The organism is Halobaculum rubrum, assembly GCF_019880225.1.
Taxonomy (GTDB): Archaea; Halobacteriota; Halobacteria; order Halobacteriales; family Haloferacaceae; genus Halobaculum; species Halobaculum rubrum.
This window is the reverse complement of sequence record NZ_CP082284.1, coordinates 255052-274387: the sequence shown is the minus strand read 5'-3', so window position 1 is coordinate 274387 and position 19336 is coordinate 255052. Positions and strand designations below refer to the sequence as shown.

The 19336-nt window shown below is 63.9% G+C and carries 23 protein-coding genes and 1 tRNA gene; 16 read left to right on the top strand and 8 right to left on the bottom strand.

What is annotated here, in order from left to right; all coding sequences use genetic code 11:
- Window positions 1-356 precede the first annotated feature (356 nt).
- Together K6T25_RS01450 and K6T25_RS01445 are read left to right on the top strand one after the other, a co-directional pair.
- Window positions 357-620 carry a DUF7386 family protein gene (locus K6T25_RS01450; RefSeq protein WP_222915944.1) on the top strand — a complete coding sequence of 88 codons (264 nt, stop codon included), beginning with the start codon at window positions 357-359 and terminating at the stop codon, window positions 618-620.
- Between the two features lie 57 nt (window positions 621-677).
- A complete protein-coding gene (locus K6T25_RS01445) occupies window positions 678-1220 on the top strand; it encodes a hypothetical protein (RefSeq protein ID WP_222915942.1) in 543 nt (180 codons plus the stop codon).
- 21 nt (window positions 1221-1241) lie between these two features.
- On the opposite strand, the gene K6T25_RS01440 is transcribed toward K6T25_RS01445, so the two are convergent.
- Entirely contained in the window at window positions 1242-1523 is a 282-nt protein-coding gene (locus K6T25_RS01440) for a DUF8053 family protein (RefSeq protein WP_222915940.1), read from the bottom strand.
- A 255-nt stretch (window positions 1524-1778) separates the two neighbouring features.
- Between K6T25_RS01440 and K6T25_RS01435 the strand changes: the two genes are divergently transcribed.
- From K6T25_RS01435 to K6T25_RS01385, 12 genes are all read left to right on the top strand, one after another.
- Window positions 1779-2192, top strand: coding sequence for a DUF8023 family protein (locus K6T25_RS01435; protein ID WP_222915938.1), 414 nt, complete (start codon window positions 1779-1781; stop codon window positions 2190-2192).
- On the top strand, window positions 2192-2431 hold the full coding sequence (locus tag K6T25_RS01430; protein WP_222915936.1) for a DUF378 domain-containing protein: 240 nt from the start codon (window positions 2192-2194) through the stop codon (window positions 2429-2431). Before K6T25_RS01435 ends, K6T25_RS01430 begins: the two co-directional genes overlap by 1 nt.
- Window positions 2428-2946: a hypothetical protein gene (locus K6T25_RS01425; RefSeq protein ID WP_222915934.1), complete on the top strand. Its 519-nt coding sequence runs from the start codon at window positions 2428-2430 to the stop codon at window positions 2944-2946. The genes K6T25_RS01430 and K6T25_RS01425 overlap by 4 nt, the downstream gene beginning before the upstream one ends.
- Window positions 2947-2950: 4 nt before the next feature.
- Window positions 2951-4699 carry an Env/VP5 family phage fusion protein gene (locus tag K6T25_RS01420; RefSeq protein ID WP_222915932.1) on the top strand — a complete coding sequence of 583 codons (1749 nt, stop codon included), beginning with the start codon at window positions 2951-2953 and terminating at the stop codon, window positions 4697-4699.
- Window positions 4700-4724: 25 nt separating this feature from the next.
- The gene (locus tag K6T25_RS01415; protein ID WP_222915930.1) at window positions 4725-5324 is read left to right on the top strand and encodes a DUF8063 family protein; all 600 of its coding nucleotides are present in this window, start codon (window positions 4725-4727) and stop codon (window positions 5322-5324) included.
- Entirely contained in the window at window positions 5321-6157 is an 837-nt protein-coding gene (locus K6T25_RS01410; protein ID WP_222915928.1) for a DUF8125 domain-containing protein, read from the top strand. The genes K6T25_RS01415 and K6T25_RS01410 overlap by 4 nt, the downstream gene beginning before the upstream one ends.
- On the top strand, window positions 6154-6408 hold the full coding sequence (locus K6T25_RS01405) for a hypothetical protein (RefSeq protein ID WP_222915926.1): 255 nt from the start codon (window positions 6154-6156) through the stop codon (window positions 6406-6408). The genes K6T25_RS01410 and K6T25_RS01405 overlap by 4 nt, the downstream gene beginning before the upstream one ends.
- Window positions 6398-7567 carry a P-loop NTPase family protein gene (locus K6T25_RS01400; RefSeq protein WP_222915924.1) on the top strand — a complete coding sequence of 390 codons (1170 nt, stop codon included), beginning with the start codon at window positions 6398-6400 and terminating at the stop codon, window positions 7565-7567. Before K6T25_RS01405 ends, K6T25_RS01400 begins: the two co-directional genes overlap by 11 nt.
- A gap of 175 nt (window positions 7568-7742) precedes the next feature.
- The gene (locus tag K6T25_RS15860; RefSeq protein WP_486606333.1) at window positions 7743-8123 is read left to right on the top strand and encodes a PD-(D/E)XK family putative nuclease; all 381 of its coding nucleotides are present in this window, start codon (window positions 7743-7745) and stop codon (window positions 8121-8123) included.
- A gap of 222 nt (window positions 8124-8345) precedes the next feature.
- Window positions 8346-8759 carry a type IV pilin domain-containing protein gene (locus K6T25_RS01395; RefSeq protein ID WP_222915922.1) on the top strand — a complete coding sequence of 138 codons (414 nt, stop codon included), beginning with the start codon at window positions 8346-8348 and terminating at the stop codon, window positions 8757-8759.
- Window positions 8760-8765: 6 nt separating this feature from the next.
- Complete coding sequence (locus K6T25_RS01390) at window positions 8766-9206, top strand: type IV pilin domain-containing protein (protein ID WP_222915920.1); 441 nt, start codon at window positions 8766-8768, stop codon at window positions 9204-9206.
- A gap of 31 nt (window positions 9207-9237) precedes the next feature.
- The gene (locus K6T25_RS01385; RefSeq protein ID WP_222915919.1) at window positions 9238-10044 is read left to right on the top strand and encodes a hypothetical protein; all 807 of its coding nucleotides are present in this window, start codon (window positions 9238-9240) and stop codon (window positions 10042-10044) included.
- 620 nt (window positions 10045-10664) lie between these two features.
- On the opposite strand, the gene K6T25_RS01380 is transcribed toward K6T25_RS01385, so the two are convergent.
- The 4 genes from K6T25_RS01380 to K6T25_RS01370 form a co-directional block, all read right to left on the bottom strand.
- Window positions 10665-12335: a DUF7845 domain-containing protein gene (locus K6T25_RS01380; protein WP_222915917.1), complete on the bottom strand. Its 1671-nt coding sequence runs from the start codon at window positions 12333-12335 to the stop codon at window positions 10665-10667.
- Between the two features lie 133 nt (window positions 12336-12468).
- Window positions 12469-12735 (bottom strand): DUF7563 family protein, encoded by a 267-nt coding sequence (locus K6T25_RS15735; RefSeq protein WP_225917778.1) that lies wholly within the window; start codon window positions 12733-12735, stop codon window positions 12469-12471.
- Between the two features lie 172 nt (window positions 12736-12907).
- Window positions 12908-12981 (bottom strand) — tRNA-Ile (locus K6T25_RS01375).
- A gap of 97 nt (window positions 12982-13078) precedes the next feature.
- Window positions 13079-13678, bottom strand: coding sequence for an FxsA family protein (locus tag K6T25_RS01370; protein WP_303646391.1), 600 nt, complete (start codon window positions 13676-13678; stop codon window positions 13079-13081).
- 135 nt (window positions 13679-13813) lie between these two features.
- Here K6T25_RS01370 and K6T25_RS01365 point away from each other — a divergent pair, with 135 nt between their 5' ends.
- A complete protein-coding gene (locus tag K6T25_RS01365; RefSeq protein ID WP_222915913.1) occupies window positions 13814-15376 on the top strand; it encodes a DUF255 domain-containing protein in 1563 nt (520 codons plus the stop codon).
- Window positions 15377-15467: 91 nt separating this feature from the next.
- Window positions 15468-16271 carry a TrmB family transcriptional regulator gene (locus K6T25_RS01360; RefSeq protein WP_222915911.1) on the top strand — a complete coding sequence of 268 codons (804 nt, stop codon included), beginning with the start codon at window positions 15468-15470 and terminating at the stop codon, window positions 16269-16271.
- A 63-nt stretch (window positions 16272-16334) separates the two neighbouring features.
- On the opposite strand, the gene mptA is transcribed toward K6T25_RS01360, so the two are convergent.
- The 3 genes from mptA to K6T25_RS01345 form a co-directional block, all read right to left on the bottom strand.
- On the bottom strand, window positions 16335-17261 hold the full coding sequence (gene mptA / locus K6T25_RS01355) for a GTP cyclohydrolase MptA (protein ID WP_222915909.1): 927 nt from the start codon (window positions 17259-17261) through the stop codon (window positions 16335-16337).
- 117 nt (window positions 17262-17378) lie between these two features.
- Window positions 17379-17795, bottom strand: coding sequence for a DUF7124 domain-containing protein (locus tag K6T25_RS01350; RefSeq protein WP_222915907.1), 417 nt, complete (start codon window positions 17793-17795; stop codon window positions 17379-17381).
- Between the two features lie 163 nt (window positions 17796-17958).
- Complete coding sequence (locus tag K6T25_RS01345; RefSeq protein ID WP_222915905.1) at window positions 17959-19203, bottom strand: NAD(P)/FAD-dependent oxidoreductase; 1245 nt, start codon at window positions 19201-19203, stop codon at window positions 17959-17961.
- Window positions 19204-19336: the final 133 nt, after the last annotated feature.

Sequence of the window (19336 nt, the reverse complement as noted above, 5' to 3'; positions counted from 1 at the left end):
ATAATTCATCTGAGGAATCTGTGGAGGCACTCATACCCATTTCTACAAATATGAGGGAGGAAAAGTGAGTGGTAAGACCGCTAGTGGCTTTGATGAGTGGTCTTGCTCCGTATCCACGGGGTCGCGCGCCAATGTCACGGGGATCCGCGATGTATGCACACCCAGCGTATGCACACCCCAGGCGAGCGGGGGTCCTCGTGCATACATCCGGACGGTCCCTCGCGTCGAGTCCGCAGCTCCGAGCGGCCGCGCGGCCGGGGGTATATAATGCGGGACCCCTCCGGTGACTCCAGATCGACGCGATCCGGACTCCGCTCATACATGCGATTATAAAGGGGGGAGGTCAGCCGCCGGATATGGGGACTGAACGAACGACCCTGCGGCTGTCGGACGAACGGAAACGACTACTGGACCAAGCGGCCGGGATCGTCGCGGCCGGCGACGGCGACGATCCTCCGCGGTCCGACGTGATCGACGCGGCGCTTACCCACCTCGTCCAGTCGGCGCGGAACGTCGAGGACGCGAGGGAGGAATACAACCCGCGGACGATCCAAGATATCGCGAATACCGACGTTCTCGGGTTGTACTATCGGACGAGTATCGAGAGTCGGTGGCGGTAGTCAAAACGTCTCGACAGGTGAATTTATACTGAAATAAATAGTTGCAAACGCCAAAGAATGGCGACGGTAGACTCTCCAAATGGGTATACCGAGTATAAAAAATACAATCTCCCAAAGTGGGCCACCTTTGTTGCAAGACTGGTGTTACTGGCAGTTGCTGTTGGTCTGGTCTTCTCAGAGTCGATTATTCTTATTCCAAATGATCTAAAGCTGTATGTTCTGAGCTTTGGAATCGGGCTTGTCTCCTTTATATTCATTCATGAATCTCTACACTATGTCACCGCTTCCGCGCTCGGATACGACCCCGTCTATGTGTGGCCAACTATGGTTTATGTGCCTGAAGAAAGCCTACCAGTAAAGCATATACTCCCGATGTTGCTTGCGCCTCAACTCTTATCTCTGGCTTCTCTGTTGCTCCTTTTGAGTGGTGTGAACCTGACTTTGGAGCTGATCCTTGGTTGGGGATTGTTCCAGAATATCATCGGGTCTTACTCCGATGTCTTATCGAGTATCCGTCGACTCACATGGCCGACCGGAACCAGAGTGATTGTGAGTGAGGACTATTCTACCCATGTTGCATTCCCGAAAGGCACAACGTAGACTTTCGACCTCCCCGTTTGGTCAATCCGCCCGTGACGCTTCCGCCCCGCCCGTCGTGTTCTCCAGATAGAGCTGTCCGGCGACCCGCCGAATCGGTGCGCACTCGTGTAGTTCCGGAACGTGTCCGTTCTCGGGGACGCGGACGAGGTAGGTTCGTTCTCCCAACCGCTCGGTGAACGCGGTAGTGTTCTCGGGGAGTTCTCCGTCCTCGTCGAGGATCCCGTCCCGCTCCAGAAAGTCCGACCGCTCCAGCACGATCCCGACGGAGTCGGTCCCGATCTTCCGTAGCCGTCTGTGGGGCATATCCGGGCGCTACCCTCGGGGTTTGATAAAACCCCGTCCGAGAGGTGGGTACCCCGGGGGGAACCCCTGAGGGGAACCCGCTGTTCAAGTTAGGGTATTTGTGAGGGGGAGGGTTCGGCGGCCGTATCGGCCCGTGGTCGGCCGACGAGGTACCTATGAAGGCCAAAGGTGGGGCTGACGCCCCTACAACGGACGTGGAGCACAGTAGCGAACCGACGACGCGGCGGGCGTCCTGGTAGAACTCACACTCACAACATGGCATACCAAGAATTTGACGCGGAGGACATCGGGGCGCTGGTGCTCGCGATCTTCTCGGCCGCGGTGATGACCGGGATCGCGACAGTGTCGGCGTTCGGCGTGTCGATGTCTGATACGTTCACAGTCGCAGGTATTGAGAGTTCAATCGCGTGGCTGGTGACGGTCGGGACGTTCGCGGCGGTCGTGATCACAAACGACCACACAGACCTGTTGAGCGCAGACGGGCTCGACCGGATGAAGGAGGACATGGACGACGTGTACGCCTACGCCGTGCTTGGCTCGGCGGCGCTGCTCGTCGGCTGGGTGCTGTTCCCTGACGTTGCCTCGTTCTTCCAGAGTACGGACCTGTGGGGCGTGCTCTACATCCTCGGCGTGGCGGTCGCACAGATCGGACTGGGGTGGGTGCGCTGATGGCCGACCTTCGCAACCCCTACGAGTCGGACGAGTCCGCGGTCAAGGTCACAGTGTGGCTGCTGGCGGGGCTCGGCGCACTCAACTGGGGCCTGATGGAAGCGGCCGACCTGAACCTCGTTACGGAACTACTCGGTTCCGGGTCGGCGGGGCTGGTCTACATCGTGATCGGCGCCGCGGGCGCGCTGTCGCTAGCGGGAAACATCGGGCTCGACGTGCTCGGAGGTAATGACGCATGAAGCGCGGGCTCGCGCTGCTGGCGGCCGTGCTCGTCGCGGCGGCCGGCCTGATCGGAGCGACCGGCGGCGCGGTCGCCGCCGATGTTGAGCTCACAAACGAAACGGTCGCCGTCGATGGCGATACACGGAGTGTGTACGCGGACCTGAACGCGACTAGCGACGTGAACACATCGGCGAACTTCACGGTGGAGTTCGTCGGGATCGACGCGGACGGCAACGAAACGGGAACGCTGGACACTAGGAACGTGACGGTGGACTCGGGGAACACGTCGCTGGTGGAGTACACGGACGTGAACGCCTCGGCGTACTCTCAGGTCAAGGTCATGGTCCACGTGGACAACACGACCGCATCGACGGCGAACGTCTCGGCAGAGGTCGGGACGATCCAGATGGTCGCCGGCTCGGGCGGCGGGGGCGGGATCGGCTCGTCGCTCGGCTCGATCGGAACGGGCGGGCTCGTCGCGATCGTGCTCGTCGGGGGCTACGTGCTGCTCGGTCGGGAGGGAGACGAGTAAGCCGATGATCTGGAATCGGTTGCTGCTCACATACTCGGCCGTCGCATCGCTCGCGGCGGCCGGGTTCCTGACACTCCGGGGCGAGTGGATCGCTCCGACCGTCCTCTCTATCGCAGCGCTGGTCATAGTCATGGCTCGCGTCGGGCTCGACGCTGATCTGCGCGGGCTCGTCGCCTCGATCACGCCGAGGCGCGAGCGGGTTGGCGGCGTGCTTGTCGTGGGGCTGCTCGTGATGGCGGCGATCGGGGCGCCGTTCGCCGGGTCGCCGGTTGCACCGGCGTCCGCGACGCACGACTGCTCGGAGACACAGCGGCTCGCGACGTTCTCCTTTGGCCTCGGCGGCTACGCCACCGATCAGTTCCTGTTCGATGGCAAGTGTACCGACTCGCACCGCGCGCAGGCGATTGAGGACATGCAAGATTCGGATGCTAATCAAACGCATCTCGACATCTACAACTCCGGATTACAGCAAAAAGCGGAGACTGAGACTCGATCCGCTGTGTACGACAACTACCTCAACGACACCGAATCCGCCGCGTGGATGCAGGCAGAAATGGCGATCGCTCAAGCGTATGAAAACGGCTCTTCGAAGGCGCTAGCGAAGTCCAAAGCGCAACAGGCAATTCAGGAGTACTACGTTGTCAAGCAGATCAATCTCATCGAGTCCTACAATGCGTCTGCGAAGTCGGCTGATGTGATGCTCGGCGTCGCTCAGAACGAATCTGCGTTGACTGCCGAAAACGTCCTCGACGCTAACGCCGGTGCGGCCTACACGAATGCGAATTCGGCTAATTCGTACTTCATCGGCACCGTCGATACGTCTGTCACACTTGCCAACGGCACCGCTCACGGTGTGAAAGCGTACAGGTTCAAAGAGAAGGAATCTCTGAACGGCAGAACGAGGACCGACTCTGTAACTGTCAATCAGGTTTCCGCGCAGGGCGAGACTCAAGAGGGGAGTTACTACCACGGACAGAATGTGACTTACCTCCGGATCAAACCGCCGAATTCTGATTACGATCAGGTGACATACATCCGCTTCGCCGATTACGCAAATCGGTGGGATCGGATTGAATCTCAAAACTCCGCCCTGCAGAGCGAGGTGGATGTTTTCGTTGAAAACACGTGGCAAGCGTACGAGTCGGGACAGATCGACGCGGCTGACGTGCTGAGTCGGAACACACAGATGTTCCGCTACGGGCAGTCGGCTGTCGACGGGACGAACTCCACCTACGACGTGGTGGCTGCGCTCTCATCCATGGGACTCGATTCTCCGGAACTCAACGGGACCGGGACGATGGAAGTCCAGTACAAGGGCGCGACGTACAACGGGTTCCTGATGGCGCGCAACGCGCCGAATGGCTCGTGGCAGGCTGGAACCACGTACAACACGTCGAACATCACCGGACCGGTCCTACTCGCCCACACTGGTGGTAAGACTACGGAACTCTCTGGAGAGTTCACTGTTTCCTCAATCACCAATGAGGAAGGAGGTCAAATAAACGAGGTGACAACCAAGAAAGTCGTCTACAAGACGAGCAACACGAGTGAACAACTCGAAAAGATGAATCGTATCCTCGAACTCCGCGAGGAGATCGAGAGTCGCGAACCGAAGGCGTCGGGCGGCGCCGCCGAGACAAACGAGGGGCTCTTTGAGAGGCTCGCGGCGCTGCTCGGGATATCCGTCGGCGGGGCGGCGGCGATCCTCGCGGTGGCCGGGCTCGTGTATCTCAAAGTGACGACGCCGAGCTAGATATCGGCGATCCCATTTCTTGACCATGACCGACAATACCGACAACTCAGAAGCGACGGGAACGACACGGAGAACAGTGCTCGCGGCGCTCGGCGGAGCGGCCGCGACGGTCGCCGGAGCGGGAACGGCGAGCGCGCAGGAAGCGAACGAGACGGCGCCGACAGACACACCAGAAGGTCCGGAGATAGCGGTCGAACTCGGGCCGGTGGTGAAGGTGCGGACATGGGAGTACACGGACGGGAGTTTCGTGCTCGAACTCGAAGCGGACTACCCAACGAGCATCAAGATCACCGACACGGGAGCGGTGATGCGGGCGATGACCGAGGGAAGCGGGGCGACGGCGACGAAGATCCCCACGCGGGGCTACTCGCTCGGGAGCGACACGACGCGGATCACGTTCGAGCCCGTAGAGTTTGACGGGGCGTATGCGATCACGGTCGCGTCGGCGAAGGGCGCGGCGTTGCTCCGGACGGATTCGGTCGAAGCGGGCGCGGCGACGGTGACGTATTCGACCGCCGGAGCACTCACCGCGAGCGCGGCGGTCGGCACGGGATACCTCTCGTTCAAGCGCTCGCGAGAGAAGCTCGAGGAATCGGACGAGCCCGAGATAGACCGGATCGCATGACCATGACCGCGAGAGAATCACTCATCAATCTGGTTTCGGACAACCTCCGGACGATCATCGCGGTCGGCGGCGGGTACGTGCTCGCAGTCGAGATGGACGTGATCGACGCGGGGTACCCATCGGTGCCATCGCTGCCGGGGTGGTGGACGCTCGGGGCGCTCGCGTTCCTGGGCACGCTGCTCGTCGCGTGGATGGTCGGGGACAAGATAGCCGACCTGCTGCCGGACCCGCCGGGCCACATCATCGTCGCGCTGGACGAGACGACGGACATGGGGCTCGGAGCGTGGGAGTTGAACGATCGAGCGTGGGAGGAACTGGACGTGCACGAGGGGACGCTGTACCCGTGGACGGACTCGCCGCTGGATACCTACGAGGCGCGGATCTACAACCCGGAGGCGAATGCGGCGGTCGCCAACTGGCGGGAAGCGGCGCCCGCGTCGCGCGTGCTCGGGGAAACGGAGGAATCGGCGGTGCGGGCGATGGTGGGTGAACTGCGGGACCAGTACGAGGAAGACGCGAGACACGCTCGGGCGCTGCGGCGGCGTATCCCGTCGATCCTCCGGCGACTCGACGCGCGGCGGGCGACGGACCAGAACGCGGCGCTCGAACCGCACCTGTCGCCGTCGTTCGGTGACGAGACAATCGACGACGTGATCGCGGAGGAACTCCCGGCGGAGTCGCTCCCGTCGCACCTCGCACCTGACGACGACGGCACCGGCGACGATCTCGACGACGATGAGAACGGCGAGATGTTCTCGCTAGATCTCTTGGAAGATGACGAGGCGCTCGAGCCGACCGGATCGATCGCCAACGACGGGGGGCGTGTCGAATGAGTCTACTAGTGCTTCCGGACCGCCGGGAGATGACGACGCGCCGAGTGGCGACATGGGCGGCGGCTGATCTGCTCGGTTGGGGAGTCGCGCTCGGGATACCGGAGGCGTTCGGTGGCGGGCAACTACCGGAGCCGCTGGCGGCGATCGTGCTGTTGGTGTTCCTCGCGGCGCTGGCGGGAATTCCCTACGCCGCCGAAGCAGGGAACCGGCTGGTACTGTGGTGGGAGACGCGGGGGTACGATGCCCGGTAAGTCGTCGGACTCGTCGGTGTACGCGGCGGCGCAGGGGCGCGAGTTCCTCCGCGGGGCGCTCGAGGACAAGCCAAACGAGTGGGTGCGCGAGTTCGCTGGGCTGATTGACGACGCGGAGACGCTCGATCTGCTCAATTATTACGCGAGTCTATGGGAGAGCGGGCTCGTCCCTGACGAGCACGGGGCGTTTCTCGAGTCGGCGCTGGCGCGGAACATCATCCGGTCAGCGAGTACGCGTATGGCGGATCGTGCCTTCACGGAGGGGAACGTCTCGCAAATGCAGGGAATGGTCGGACTGACGAACCGCTCACGGGACGGAAAAGACCTGCTCACGTCGGCCGCGGAGCAGCTGGAACACGAGGGCGCGATCGGGCTCGTCCTCGGCCCACCGGGTTCGGGGAAGACCGCGACAACGCTCGATGTGGCGCGGACCTGGGCGGCGCGCACGGGCGGGCACATCATCGGAAATACCGCGTGGGACGGGTTCGACCAGATCGTTCGGTCAGACCGAGAGATGCTCGAAGCGATGGCATCGGTAGAAGGTCAAGTGCTCGCGGTGATCGATGAGACGGCACAGGAACTTTCGGGCTATGGAGAAGACGGACCGAAAGCCGAGACGTTCGCGAACGCGCTGACGTTCATCCGGAAGAAGGAGGGAAGCCACGGGCCGCACGCAAAGCGCGGCTCGGTGCTGATGGTGAACCACACGCGCAAGCGAACGGCGGCGGCGTTCCGGCGGCTCGCGACGTTCGCGATCGAGAAACCCAAGCGTGACGATCCGGGATTCGCCCGGCTGCTCGAAACCGAGGGCGGACAAGACACCTTCGAGAACGGAGCGGATTATCAGGGGCTCACGGATACGCGTGAGTCTTATTCGGAACACGAAGCGTCCGAGTTCCGGATTCTCGGCGCGGACGGCGACGATGACGATACAGAGGATGGACCGAGCCCGGACGAGATACGGCGTCGCGAGCGGGTCCGGTCGTACCTGCTGGATAGCAAACCGTGGTCTGACTCTGAGGGAATCTCGCAGAAGGACGCGGCTGCAAAGGCCGGATACGGTACATCGTGGGCGACGGACCGAAAGAAGGAGTGGGAACGCGGCGAGTGGAACGAATTAGAGGACGTACCGGAACCGTCGGAAGGGGAAACCGTATGACTGCACTGTGTTCCGTGCGTTCCGTCCGCTCCCCTCCCCCCGGCTGTCATATACCTACTTACTACGTGATGGGTCTGCGGAAGCACCGGGCGGAAACCCGGGGTGATCGGTGTGGGAAAATCGGGGTCACGGTCAAGAATCGAACTCGAAGCGAGGTCATGGGTCAAAAGACGTCATGGTGAGGACGAATCGCTCGCAGAACGCAGCTCGGTACGGGGCGCTGGCAGAGCAGGTGGCTCGCGAGTTGTACGGGCTCGAGGTAGATCACTCGTCGTGGACCGACGCGAGAGACTCGGAGGGTGACCCATGGGACGTGAAGGCAGCGATGATGACGCGGAAGGCGCCGCGGTTCCGCCTCTGGAAGGACCAACACACGCGGCTTGTGCGCGCCTCTGGTGGGTACGTGTTCGTTGCGTACCGGCCAGTCGGGCGTGGAATTCGCGTGCTCGAAACGCGAACGGTTTGGGCACGATCGCTCCGGCTCCGGTTCTACGGAGCAGGGTCACATCAGAAGGGTGAGCAAGCGAAGATCGCTCCGTCTCGAGTACTTGGGTAGGATCTCTATCAGTTAGGTTGGATGACTAGCCTTACCAACATTACTGTGTCGCCGTTTGTAGTATACGGCTCTACTATTGGTTTAGGCGAATTCTGTCTAATTGTCATTTTCATTCTTGAAACCTAGGAGGAAATACTTATTAAGTAAGCACACCGTAATTTAGTTATCACAGCAGTGTCGGGGGGATCCCGGCTGGACAACGCTGTGTGGAAACTACTAACAATGCAATTCAAGCAACTACTTGACGACGATCGTGCCGTGTCTCCGGTCATCGGAGTCATCCTTATGGTCGCGATCACCGTGATTCTCGCGGCCGTAATCGGCTCGTTCGTCCTCGGCCTCGGAAACTCCGTGCAGCAGACCGCACCGAACGCAAACTTCCAATTCGAGTTTGGCGAGAACGCTTCCGACACCGCCGTTGTTAACGCAACGCACACTGGTGGAGACACAATCCCTGCAAATGAGCGCGTCTCACTGAACACGAGTGTCGATTCTGCCCCTTACAGTGGTGGTGAAATGAGCGCTGGAGATAGTATTACCAATGTGACGTACTCTTCAGGTGAGACGGTTCGCGTCCTCTGGGTCTCCCAAAATGGAGATACTTCGCAAGCACTCGCTGAGGAAACCGCGCCCTGACCACAAATGAATTTTAACCAACTACTCGACGACGATCGCGCCGTCTCCCCTGTCATCGGAGTCATCCTTATGGTCGCGATCACTGTGATCCTCGCGGCCGTCATCGGATCGTTCGTCCTCGGATTGGGTAACAGCGTTCAGCAGACGACGCCGAATGCGAACTTCCAATTCGATTTCAATGAGACGGCGACTGCCGGTGACTACAATGTCACCGCTACTCACACCGGAGGCGCCACGATCAACGACCAGAACACTGGCTCACTGTCGCTGAATGCCACCAGTGGTCAGTCGACTCCATTCGAACTCCCAGTAAGTGCAGGAACGACAGCAAATCTTAGTGCTGACACCGGCGGGGCCGTGCCCGCTGGAGAGACGGTTCGCGTGCTTTGGACATCGTCCAACGGCGATACCTCCCAAGCACTCGCGAGCGAAGACACGCCGAACTAAGGCTACAGATCAGTAGCCGTTTTTTACTACAGTGCTCGAGGATCAGACAACGCCTCTTGTCGACGTCCAGTCCCTCGCCCGTACGTACAATCCGCAGTCGTATCCAGACCCAGCAAACCTACTCGAGGATTATGACCGTGTGATGGAGTACGCATCGAAGCATCCAGACCACGGTCGGACTCGTGTCGGGACGGCACTCGAACTCCCGCCAAGTCGCGTCCGAACATGGATCGAGGGCGGGAAGCCCGATGCCGTTCACGCTGTGGAAACTGCGCGAGAATTGGGCTGGCTTGATGCAACACTCCAAGACGCGATTGGTGACGCATGTGCAGTGCTCGCAGCAGGGATCTATACCTGCGGGAGTATTGACAACGATCGCATCGTCCCAGCGTGGAATCCGAGTACACGAATCGCTAGGCAGCTCATCATACACGGGCTCGAGGTCGTTGGAACCGGATACAGTCTTCGCCACGCTGGCGAGTCTGATCGGCCCACCGAGATCATCCCTGCTACCAACGCGAGCGTCTTTGGGCGGGTTCTCGTGTGTCTTGGCATCCCCCAAGGCGATTTCACGATGGTCAAGTCACTTCCGAACTGGTTCGACCAGCTCTCGACTGGGACTCGCCGGACGCTCGCGCTCCTGTGGGTGTGTGAGCGCGCAACTGCCCAAGACGATAAAGACACGCTCATGATACAAGGGAGATATCGGGGCGAGTTCTACCGGAGAACCGTGGCTGATCTCATCCGAGAGATCGTCGATGGAGCCGTTACCGCCACAGAGCAAAATGTTGTCATCAGTGCTGCCGCAGCACGAACACTTCCTAGCGTCTTTCGGTAATGCGTGCACTTTTGTAACCGTATAGCGTGAATAAACTGAACACCACTTGGTGTTCTCCACACAGCTGGCGCGGACTAGTTGCCCGCGCCATCGTTTTCTACTGCTGAGCGGCTGCTCGCGCAATGGTGGTTCATTAGTGATGTGATTGACACAGACGCACTTGATGGACTCTTCAACAAGCACAATCTCAAGAGGACCTGCATGTTTGGAGTGGGATTCCACGACAGTTACGATCACCGCCGACGAGATCGGAAATTTGCGCATCAGAATCGTATCACACCGCTAAGCTCGCTACCTAACTCATCGACTATTTCAGCAGTTGAAGCTCAAAATTTTTTCGCGCACCCGCAAGGGGCGCTTCAGGTGGCGACCGCGATCCGGTCGCGGTGGTCTGTTGATGGGGTGGCATTAGCCACACCCCTAAGCGGGAACGGAACCCCCTGGGTTCGGTTCGAGCGCGAAGAGTGGTCCTCAGGGCTAGCGATCTGCACTCACAGCCTCCAAACGAAACGGAGGTAAGGGCCGAATCAGCCGAAAAACGGCCGTTTTCGGGGGTACAGAAGAGAGTCGTCACTACCCGTCGGCCCCCGCTCATCGGGAACCGACGGGACAACTACGGGCTACCCGCCGCGGAGCTCGAGGAGCCGGGCGGCGTCCATCGTCTGTAGCTTCTGCCGGTCAGACCGACGGAACAGAACGGTGGCGTGCTTGAACGCAGCCGGATCACGGTCAGCGTCGGTCCAGTAGCGGAGTCCTTTCCGGAGTTCGGAGATCACCTCTGCGTAGCCGTACTTCCCGGAAGGATCGAACTCGCCGAGTCGGAGCTTCTTGACCGCTTGACCGCGGGAGTCCGTCTCGCAGTCGTGCGCAGCGAGCCACGTCCGAAGTGCGCTGGTGGTCTCGTCGAGCCCCCGTGTCGCCGAGAGAAGCGCTTCGCCGGTCGCCTCGGAGAGCCGGGTACTCGCGTCGCGGAGCTCGGAGACGGCCGAGTGAAGCATCTCGGCGATGTGGTTCGACGCGAGCGCGACTTCTCCGTATTTTCGGTCGATCAGCTCATCCATACGACGGAGCGCGCGGCGGACCGAGCCGACGTGACGGCCGTGTTCCTCGGCGATGTCGGCCGGGCTAGCGGTTCCGCCGTCCGCGAGCAGGTACTCAACAATCTCCTCTTCAACGGGCGAAACACCGCCAGTCTTCGCCAACTCACGAATGACGACATGCTCTTGTTCCGACTCAAGTTCAGTCAGATTCAGCTTCGGAGGCTCGGTGTGCTCGCCGAGCTCTGCATCGAAGTACGGGTCGGACTGGTAGGGCGGCGACCCATCGCCTCCTGGAGGCTCGAGCGGTAGTCCGGCTTCACGGAGTACAGAGTGAAGCGCCTCATCCAACTCGCGTTCGAGACGTGCGAGATCTTCCTCGGTGACTCCGAGCGAGCCATCCCACCGATTCACCTGATACGAGACTCCGACCTTCGGGTGACGCAGTGGACTATCCTCATCAAGCGACTCAGCGTGACGGGCTCGGTAGTGCTTAATCTCCTTCGGGAGTTGGTGGTTCGGCCATGCTTCTTCGACGCGCCCCGGTCCAAGCGTCGCGGTGTGGTAGTACCCGGGAACGTCGTTGCCCTGACCGTCCGTATCGTTCTGAACGACCTTGCGGTACCCGCTACGGTCGTTCTCGAGCAAGTGGCCGAGTTTCGCGATCGGTCCATCTCTCGCGTGGACGGGGCCGCTCGCATCTTCGAGGAGCCGGACGTAGCGCTCTGCGTCGCGGACAGTACTCGAATCGTCGGGCTCGGTGAAGTAGTCCGGATTCACGTCGAGCGCCCGAGCAGCGTCGCGGAGTAGCGGGAGATACCGCGTCGGTCGGATGTTCGAGCCAGTGACTCGGAGGTTCACTCCCTCGCGCATACCAGGCGGAAGCGCTAACTCTTGGGTCTCTCCGTCGGAGCGTTCGACGCACATTCCCTTCCAGCGGGGGCGTAGATGCGCGTTGAACGACTGTTGGCCGGGCTTGTCTTCGTCGCCGCGGCGCTTGACCTTGACCCGAAACTCGCGGACTTGATCCAGATCCCACTCGGTCCCTGTCGGGAGTCGGACACCGGGATGCTCGATACCCGAACTCTGGTAATAGAGCTTCGCGAGCCACGTTTTGCCGTCGCGAGAGAACTCAATTTCGCGTGATCCTCCGCTCGAGCGAACAACAGCGTGGGCGGCGAAGTAGGGATCGAGCCCGCCGGAGAAATTGAGTTGCATGGCGAATTCGTGCCATGACGGCGAGACGGCTCTCATTTGACTCCCTCGCGCTTGAGGTAGCAGTTCGGACAGAGGACGACATCGTACGGAGCGCGCTCAGCAGTTGTCGGTGTCGATCGACTGCAATCAGAACATTTGGGCTTGTCCTGCTGAGGAGGTTCGGTACGGCTCAAGAGTCTGGCCCCCCATCGGCTCGGACAGATGCCCCGACACGTGGGCCGCGGTTTCGGTTCGGGTTCTCTGCGGGATCGGGATGGTCGACGTCGAGTCCGGCGGCGCTCCCGTTCTGGACGCGGAACGTGGAGTCACACGAGAGACAGCGATGTGCGACGTCGTTCTCGTCGCCAAAGACCCGGGCAAACCGGGCGGTGACGTGGCAGCCGCAGAATTGACACTCCCGTTCGGAACCTCCGGAGCGGGTGAAGTTCCGGTTCACGCGACCCACCTCCGGCTACTGGCACCGCTGTACGGGGTGGACCCGCGGGTGGTGAACGGATGAATTGACGCTAAACTACCCTTATCGGTAGTGTTGGTAGAACGCGGAAATTGGGTGGCTGGGGAGCCGACGGCCCCAATTCCGTCCGGACGGAAGCCGTCCGGACCGGATATGGGCCAACACGGATTTGAACCGTGGACCTCCCGGTTATCAGCCGAGCGCTCAACCTGACTGAGCTATTGGCCCAGGCGAGCGCATCTTCGAGTAGTGGAAGGGATTGGTTAAGCGTTTCCGTTCGGCATCGGAGCTACGTCATGCGATTGCACGCCCCGCGATAACGGGGCTACCGCGGGCGGTCCCCGTCCTCGTCGTCGACCTCCTCGAAGTCGACGTCGACGACGTCGTCGTCCGCGGAATCGGACGCGTCGCGGTCGGCGGCTGTCGCCGTGCCGCCGAACCCCGTGGGTCCGGACGCCCCGCCCCCGGCCGCGCCGTCGCCGCCGGCCGTCCCCTCCGGGTTCGGGAACCCGCCCGTCCAGACGGCGCCCGTCGCGAAGCCGTCCATCCGCGCGTCGACGTACGGAACGACGACGTAGCGGCGAAGCAGCTCGCGGATCGGGTACCGCGTCGGCGGGATCGCGAGCAGGAATCCGATCGCGTCGGTCACTAACCCGGGCGTGAGCAGGAACGCGCCCGCGGCGATCAACAGCCCGCCGTCGAGCACCTCGCCGGTCGGAGCTTCACCCGCCGCGAGCTTCCGCTGGACGGCCTGAAGCGTGTGCCGTCCCTCGGCGCGCACGAGGAGCATCCCGAGCAGCCCGGTGAGGACGACCAGCGCGACCGTCTGCACTGCGGTGAGGAGGTTCGTCGCCACCCACAGCAGGAACGCGGCGTCCGCCAGCGGGATCGCGAGCAGGGCCACGAGCACGTAGCGAACCCGAATGCGCATACTCCGGATACCCGAGCGCGCTGTATAGCCCTTTTGGAGGGTGGCTCGCGGGTCCAGTTCCGAGCGGACGGGCGGCGGTCGAGCGTCCGCGAACGCCGACTTTACCCTCGGGCACCTCCGAACGCGAGTATGACCGACGACACGCGCGTGCAGTGGCGCGACTGGGGCGCCGACGCCTTCGCGGAGGCCGAGGAAACCGGCCGGCCGGTGCTGCTGTTCCTCACGGCGACGTGGTGTGACGACTGCCACCGGATGTCGGTGGAGACGTTCGGCGAGCCGCGTATCGCGGCCAACGTCAACGACGGGTTCGTCCCGGTGACGGTGGACGTCGATCGCGAGCCCCGCGTCCGCGAGCGGTACAACATGGGCGGGTTCCCCTCGACGGTGTTCACGACTCCGTCGGGCGAACTGCTCACCGGCGCGACGTATCTCGGCCCCGACGGCTTCCGGTCGGTGCTCGACCGCGTGCGCGAGACGTGGGACGCGGACGGGGAGGACGCCGGCCGCGTCCCCCGCGCGCTCGCCGGAAACGAGACGCCGAGCGGGCCGGTCACGACCGCCATCGAGGAGCACCTCGCGGGCCAGCTCGACGCGCAGTGGGACCCGGAGTTCGCCGGGTGGGGCGACGACGCGAAGTTCCCCATGCCGCGGACCGTCGAGTTCGCGCTCAAGCGCGACCGGTACAAGGCCACGCAGACGCTCGACGCGATCGAACGCAACCTCCTCGACGACGACGGCGGCGTCTTCCGGTACGCCGGCGCGCGCGACTGGTCGGCCCCCGCCCGCGAGAAACTGCTCGCGGACGACGCCGGCGTCCTCCGGGCGTTCGCCAACGGCTACCTCTACACCGGCGACGAGGCCTACCGCGAGACCGCCGAGTCGATCCGCGCGTTCCTCGACGCCGACCTCTGGTCGGGGTTCGCCTACGGCGCGAGCGTCGGCCCCGACGGCGAGCGGACCGACCTCACCGCCTACGCCGGCGGCAACGCCCTCGCCGCGGACGCGCTGCTCACCCTCGCGGCGTACACCGACGACGAGCCCGCGAGGGAGTCCGCCGAGAACGCGCTCGCGTACCTCCGCGAGACGCTCGTCGACGACGGCGTCGTCCGCCACGTCGACGACGACGGCGCCGAGATCGACCTCCTCGAGGATGTCGGCCGCGTCACGGCCGCGTTCTGTACCGCCGAATCCGTGCTCGGCGACGGCGTCGACGTCGCCCGCGCGGTGGCCGATCGCGGGATCGATCGCCTCGGCGACGAGGACGCGTTCCGCGACGGCCCCGCCTCCGGGCCCGGGATGCTCGATCGGCCGCTCCGCCCGATCGACGGCGTCGTCGAGTTCGCCGACGCGCTGCTCGACGTGGCGGCGCTCACGGGCGAGGACGCCTACCGCGAGCGCGCCGAGGCCGCAGTCGGCGCCTTCGCCGGCGCGACCGAACGCATGGGCGCACAGGTGGCGGGGTACGGCTCGGTCGCCGGCCGGCTCACTCGTGACCCGCTCGTGATCGACGTGAACACCGCCGTCGGTTCGGACCTTCACCGGGCGGCGCTGCGGGTCGCCGACCACGAGGCCGTCGTCGTCCCCGACAGCGACCGCGCACCCGCGAGCGCCGCCTCCCTCCGCGGCCGCGAGGCCGACCCCGCCGAGTCGCCGGACGCGCTGATGCGTCGGGTCGCCGACGCGGCGCAGTAGGGCGGACGGTCGTCGCGCGGCGTCCACTCCCGGTGCGACGTTCGGGTAAACCCGGAGTGTGTTTTTTCACGCCCCCACTCGTGGAGGCTGTATGGCCGACCTTCGCGACCTGGGACTCTCCGAGTACGAGTCCCGCGCGTACCGATCGCTGCTCGATATCGGACCGGCAACCGCAAAGGAGTTGTCCGAGTCCAGCGGCGTGCCGATGGGACGGGTGTACGACGTCCTCAACAGCCTCGAACGGCACCGACTCGCCCGGAGCCAGGCGGCGAGCCGGCCGAAGAAGTACCTCGCGGTCGAGCCGGACGCCGCCCTCGATCGGCTCTTGGAGGAGAAGCGACGCGAGCTCGACGAGCAGGCCGAGCAGTACGAGGCCGTCGTCGAGGAGCTCTCCACGGAGTTGGATGCCGGCGACCCCCCCGACGAGCAGTTCTGGACGGCCGCGCTTGGCCCCGAGGAGACGGCCGATCTGCTGCTCGAACGGCTGTCCGCGGCCGACGAGCGCGTCGTGATGATCGCCGCCGCGCCGGCGTCCGGACTCGACATCGGCGCCGTCGGCGAGGCGATCACCGAAGAGCTGGAGTCGGCGCTCGAACGCGGCGTCGCCGTGTCGCTGTTGCTGTCGGAGGAGCTCCCCGGGCAGCTCCCCGAGGGCGTCGGCGAGCGATACTTCGACCGGATGGCCGACCACCCGAACTTCGTGGTTCGGACCGCGCCGGGGCTGCGCGGGACGTTCACGCTCGTCGACGACGCGGAGGTGTGCATGGAGGTTCCGAGCCCGGTCGACCCCGACGAGTCGTTCGCGATGATCGACCTGAAGGACCCCGAGTTCGCCGGCGACGTTCGCCGGACGTTCCGCGAGCGGTGGGAAGAATCGTCGCCGCTGTCGCTGTGAGCGGCGGGCGAGACCGCGGAGCGAGCTGCCCCGGGCCCCTGAGGCGGACGGATCGGAGCGGCGTTAGCGCACCAGTTCCTCGCGCAGGGTCCCCATCGTGATCTCGCGCTCGGCGTGTGCGTTGTGCTGGTGGATGGACTCGTCGTTCGACTGCCTCATGTGGACGACCACGTCGTCGTCGAGGTGGTCGTACGTCTCGACCACGTCCTCGGCGAGCGCGCGGACGCAGTCCTCGACGAACTTCGCGTCCATGTGCGCCTCGTAGGTCATGTAGTCCTCGTCGGGACGCTTGGCGTAGTTGTATATCCGCCCGCTCATCGCGTCACGCGCGGTGTCGATCACGTCGAGGAGGTCGACGTCGGGCGTCCCGTCGGCCGTGAACGTGAGCGTGGCGTGGCCGCGCTGGGAGTGTCCCGGCTGCGGGACGGCGTCGAGGAACTCCTCGGCGACCTCGTCGTCGACGCCGAGCTCGGCGAGCTTGTCGCGGGCGCGCGACTCGGACATGCCCTGTGAACACGGACAGACGGTCATCCCGGTCACCTCGGCGCCGATCTCCTCGCGGGTGCCGTCCTCGTCGGCGACGGCGGAGGCGACGACGGTGAACGTCGACTGGGTCTCCCGGCCGGATGCGGGGGTGTCCTCACGGGTCGCGAGCTCGGCGGTCATCTCGATCTCCGCGGTCGTCGTGTAGTCGTGTTTCGCGAGCAGCCGGTCGGCGGCGTCGCCGCAGACGTCCTCGATGCGGTACGCCTCCTCGCGCGTCGCCGCCTCCAGCACCTCGTCGATGACCTCCATGTTCCGGCTCATGTCGATCCCCTTGCGCTCGCCCGGGAGGTCGACGAACACCGAGAACTCGGCCATGAATACCCACGGTCGCTGGTCGCCGCGGTCGATCTTCACGAGTTTGTCGACGCCGGTGACGCCGACCTGACTGAGCCCGACTGAGACGTCCGGCCGACTGGCCTGCACGTCCGGCAACTGGTGACTCATTGAGTAGATACTCCCAAGGGTCGACGCTGATTAGTGGTTTCGGAACCTGAAGGTCGTCGTCACACGCGTCGAACGCGCGCCGCGGTCGGCGGTACCGTGGCGTGAGTCCCCGCGCGCTCAGGGCCAGTCGTCGCGGGTGTCGTCGCCGAAGTGGTCGGACTCCTCGTCGGGGTCGGTCGTCGTCCACCCGGCCGCCTCGGCGGCCCGAGCCAGCGGGAGGAACTCCCAGCCGGTCTCCTCGGCGACCGCGCGGTCCTCGTCGGTCGTTCCGACGAACACGTGCCGGCCGGTGTCGAACTGGCGTTTCACGTTCTCCAGCGACTCGACCACCCCGCGCGGGCCCGAAAAGAAGTCCTGTCGGACGCGGTGCTTCCGGGTGAAGTTGGTGACGACGTAGGTGGGCTTCTCCGAGACCACGCCGACGTACTCCGTCCACCCGCGCGCGTCGTTGAACACCGCGTTCGGATCGGCCAACGACTGCAGCGCGTCCAACTCGAAAGCGAGCGTCATGTCGCTCGAACCGCCGGCATCCATGGTCGCATTCCGGGGCTGGCGCCGAAAACGGTGTCGGTCCCGTCGCTCACTCCGTGTCCACTGACTGCGCTCCACTGTCCGTCGCGGTCGCCGGCGACATCGTCGTCGCCACTCTCAGGTGCGTGTCTGGGTTCCGCCGGAATCGAACGCGGCGAGCGGGCGGTTACTCGGCGGCCGCGCCCTCGGTTTCGAGGTCGTCGGCGGAGAAGCCCTCGGTCATGAGGAGGTCCTTCTGCCCGCTCACGTCGACCTGCTCGCGCATGAGCTGCTTGTACGCCGACTGGGGCGCGAGGTTGCCGATGAGGACGCCGCCGACGATCTTGCCGTCCTTCAGCGCGAGGCGGCGCCACTCGTCGTCGCCGAACGACCGCATGACCTCGTCGTCGCCGAGCGTCGGATGGCCAAACGAGAGGAACGGGAAGTCGAAGTGCGTGATGGAGTACGAGGAGACCCAGCGGAACTCCTCGGACCCGTACTCGAGCATGTTCTTCGCGGCGATGGTGCCCTGCTCCTTCGCGCTGCCCCACGCGCCGTTCTGTGCCTGCTCGCCGAGGATCAGGTCGTTGAACCGGGTGATGTCGCCGGCGGCGAACACGTCCTGGTCGTTCGTCCGCATGAACTCGTCGACGAGGATCCCGTCGTCGGTCTCGATGGGCGTGTCCTCGACGAGTTCGGTGTTGAGGTTCAGCCCGATGGCGACGCCCGCGAAGTCGGCCTCGAAGCGGTCGCCGTTGGGGTCGATCGCGGCCGTCACGTGGCCGTCGTCGTCCGTCTCGAAGTGGTCGACGCCCGACTCGAAGACGGGCTCGACGCCGCGCTCGCGCATCGCCTCGTGCATGATCTCCGCGCCCTCCTCGTTGAGCGCGTAGCGCCACCAGGAGTTGCCGCGCATCAGGTACTTGCCCTCGATGTCCTGGGCGCCGCAGATGGCCGCCAGGTCGATCCCGAGCAGGCCGGCGCCGACGATGACGGCGTCGTCGGCCGCCTCGGCCGACTCGCGGATGCGCCGGGCGTCCTGGAACGTCCAGAAGTGGTGGACGCCGTCGGCGTCGCTCCCCTCGACGGGGAGCTGCTGGGGCGTGCCGCCGACCGCGAGGAGCAGCTTGTCGTACTCCAGCACGTCGCCCTCGTGGGTCTCGATCTCGTGGTCGTCGGTCCGGATATCCGTGACGAGCGTGTCGAGCTCGAGATCGATGTCGCGGTCCTCGTACCACCCCTCCTCGTGGATGGAGATGGGCGCCTCGGGAAGCTTCCCCTTGGCGAACTCCTTGATGAGGATGCGATTGTAAAGGGCCTCCCCCTCGTCTGTGATCACGGTGATGTCGGCGTCGGGCGCCTCCTCCCGGAGGGTCTCGGCGGCAGAGCTACCGGAGATCCCGTCGCCGATGATGACGAACGACTCGCTCATACCGGGGATTCGGATTCGGGGTTAATGTGGGTTGCTATCGACGTGGAGATTCACGTGGACCTGTACCAAAGGGGGAGTCCGCGGTCCTCCGGGACCCGATACAGCGTCCGATCCGATCGCCGGTCGCGATCGT

Excerpts from the sequence above, each read along its gene's own strand:
- K6T25_RS01450 (WP_222915944.1), top strand. The coding sequence starts at position 357 with ATGGGGACTGAACGAACGACCCTGCGGCTGTCGGACGAACGGAAACGA.
- K6T25_RS01445 (WP_222915942.1), top strand. The coding sequence starts at position 678 with ATGGCGACGGTAGACTCTCCAAATGGGTATACCGAGTATAAAAAATAC.
- K6T25_RS01440 (WP_222915940.1), bottom strand. The coding sequence starts at position 1,523 with ATGCCCCACAGACGGCTACGGAAGATCGGGACCGACTCCGTCGGGATC.
- K6T25_RS01435 (WP_222915938.1), top strand. The coding sequence starts at position 1,779 with ATGGCATACCAAGAATTTGACGCGGAGGACATCGGGGCGCTGGTGCTC.
- K6T25_RS01430 (WP_222915936.1), top strand. The coding sequence starts at position 2,192 with ATGGCCGACCTTCGCAACCCCTACGAGTCGGACGAGTCCGCGGTCAAG.
- K6T25_RS01425 (WP_222915934.1), top strand. The coding sequence starts at position 2,428 with ATGAAGCGCGGGCTCGCGCTGCTGGCGGCCGTGCTCGTCGCGGCGGCC.
- K6T25_RS01420 (WP_222915932.1), top strand. The coding sequence starts at position 2,951 with ATGATCTGGAATCGGTTGCTGCTCACATACTCGGCCGTCGCATCGCTC.
- K6T25_RS01415 (WP_222915930.1), top strand. The coding sequence starts at position 4,725 with ATGACCGACAATACCGACAACTCAGAAGCGACGGGAACGACACGGAGA.
- K6T25_RS01410 (WP_222915928.1), top strand. The coding sequence starts at position 5,321 with ATGACCATGACCGCGAGAGAATCACTCATCAATCTGGTTTCGGACAAC.
- K6T25_RS01405 (WP_222915926.1), top strand. The coding sequence starts at position 6,154 with ATGAGTCTACTAGTGCTTCCGGACCGCCGGGAGATGACGACGCGCCGA.
- K6T25_RS01400 (WP_222915924.1), top strand. The coding sequence starts at position 6,398 with ATGCCCGGTAAGTCGTCGGACTCGTCGGTGTACGCGGCGGCGCAGGGG.
- K6T25_RS15860 (WP_486606333.1), top strand. The coding sequence starts at position 7,743 with ATGGTGAGGACGAATCGCTCGCAGAACGCAGCTCGGTACGGGGCGCTG.
- K6T25_RS01395 (WP_222915922.1), top strand. The coding sequence starts at position 8,346 with ATGCAATTCAAGCAACTACTTGACGACGATCGTGCCGTGTCTCCGGTC.
- K6T25_RS01390 (WP_222915920.1), top strand. The coding sequence starts at position 8,766 with ATGAATTTTAACCAACTACTCGACGACGATCGCGCCGTCTCCCCTGTC.
- K6T25_RS01380 (WP_222915917.1), bottom strand. The coding sequence starts at position 12,335 with ATGAGAGCCGTCTCGCCGTCATGGCACGAATTCGCCATGCAACTCAAT.
- K6T25_RS01365 (WP_222915913.1), top strand. The coding sequence starts at position 13,814 with ATGACCGACGACACGCGCGTGCAGTGGCGCGACTGGGGCGCCGACGCC.
- K6T25_RS01360 (WP_222915911.1), top strand. The coding sequence starts at position 15,468 with ATGGCCGACCTTCGCGACCTGGGACTCTCCGAGTACGAGTCCCGCGCG.
- mptA (WP_222915909.1), bottom strand. The coding sequence starts at position 17,261 with ATGAGTCACCAGTTGCCGGACGTGCAGGCCAGTCGGCCGGACGTCTCA.
- K6T25_RS01350 (WP_222915907.1), bottom strand. The coding sequence starts at position 17,795 with ATGGATGCCGGCGGTTCGAGCGACATGACGCTCGCTTTCGAGTTGGAC.
- K6T25_RS01345 (WP_222915905.1), bottom strand. The coding sequence starts at position 19,203 with ATGAGCGAGTCGTTCGTCATCATCGGCGACGGGATCTCCGGTAGCTCT.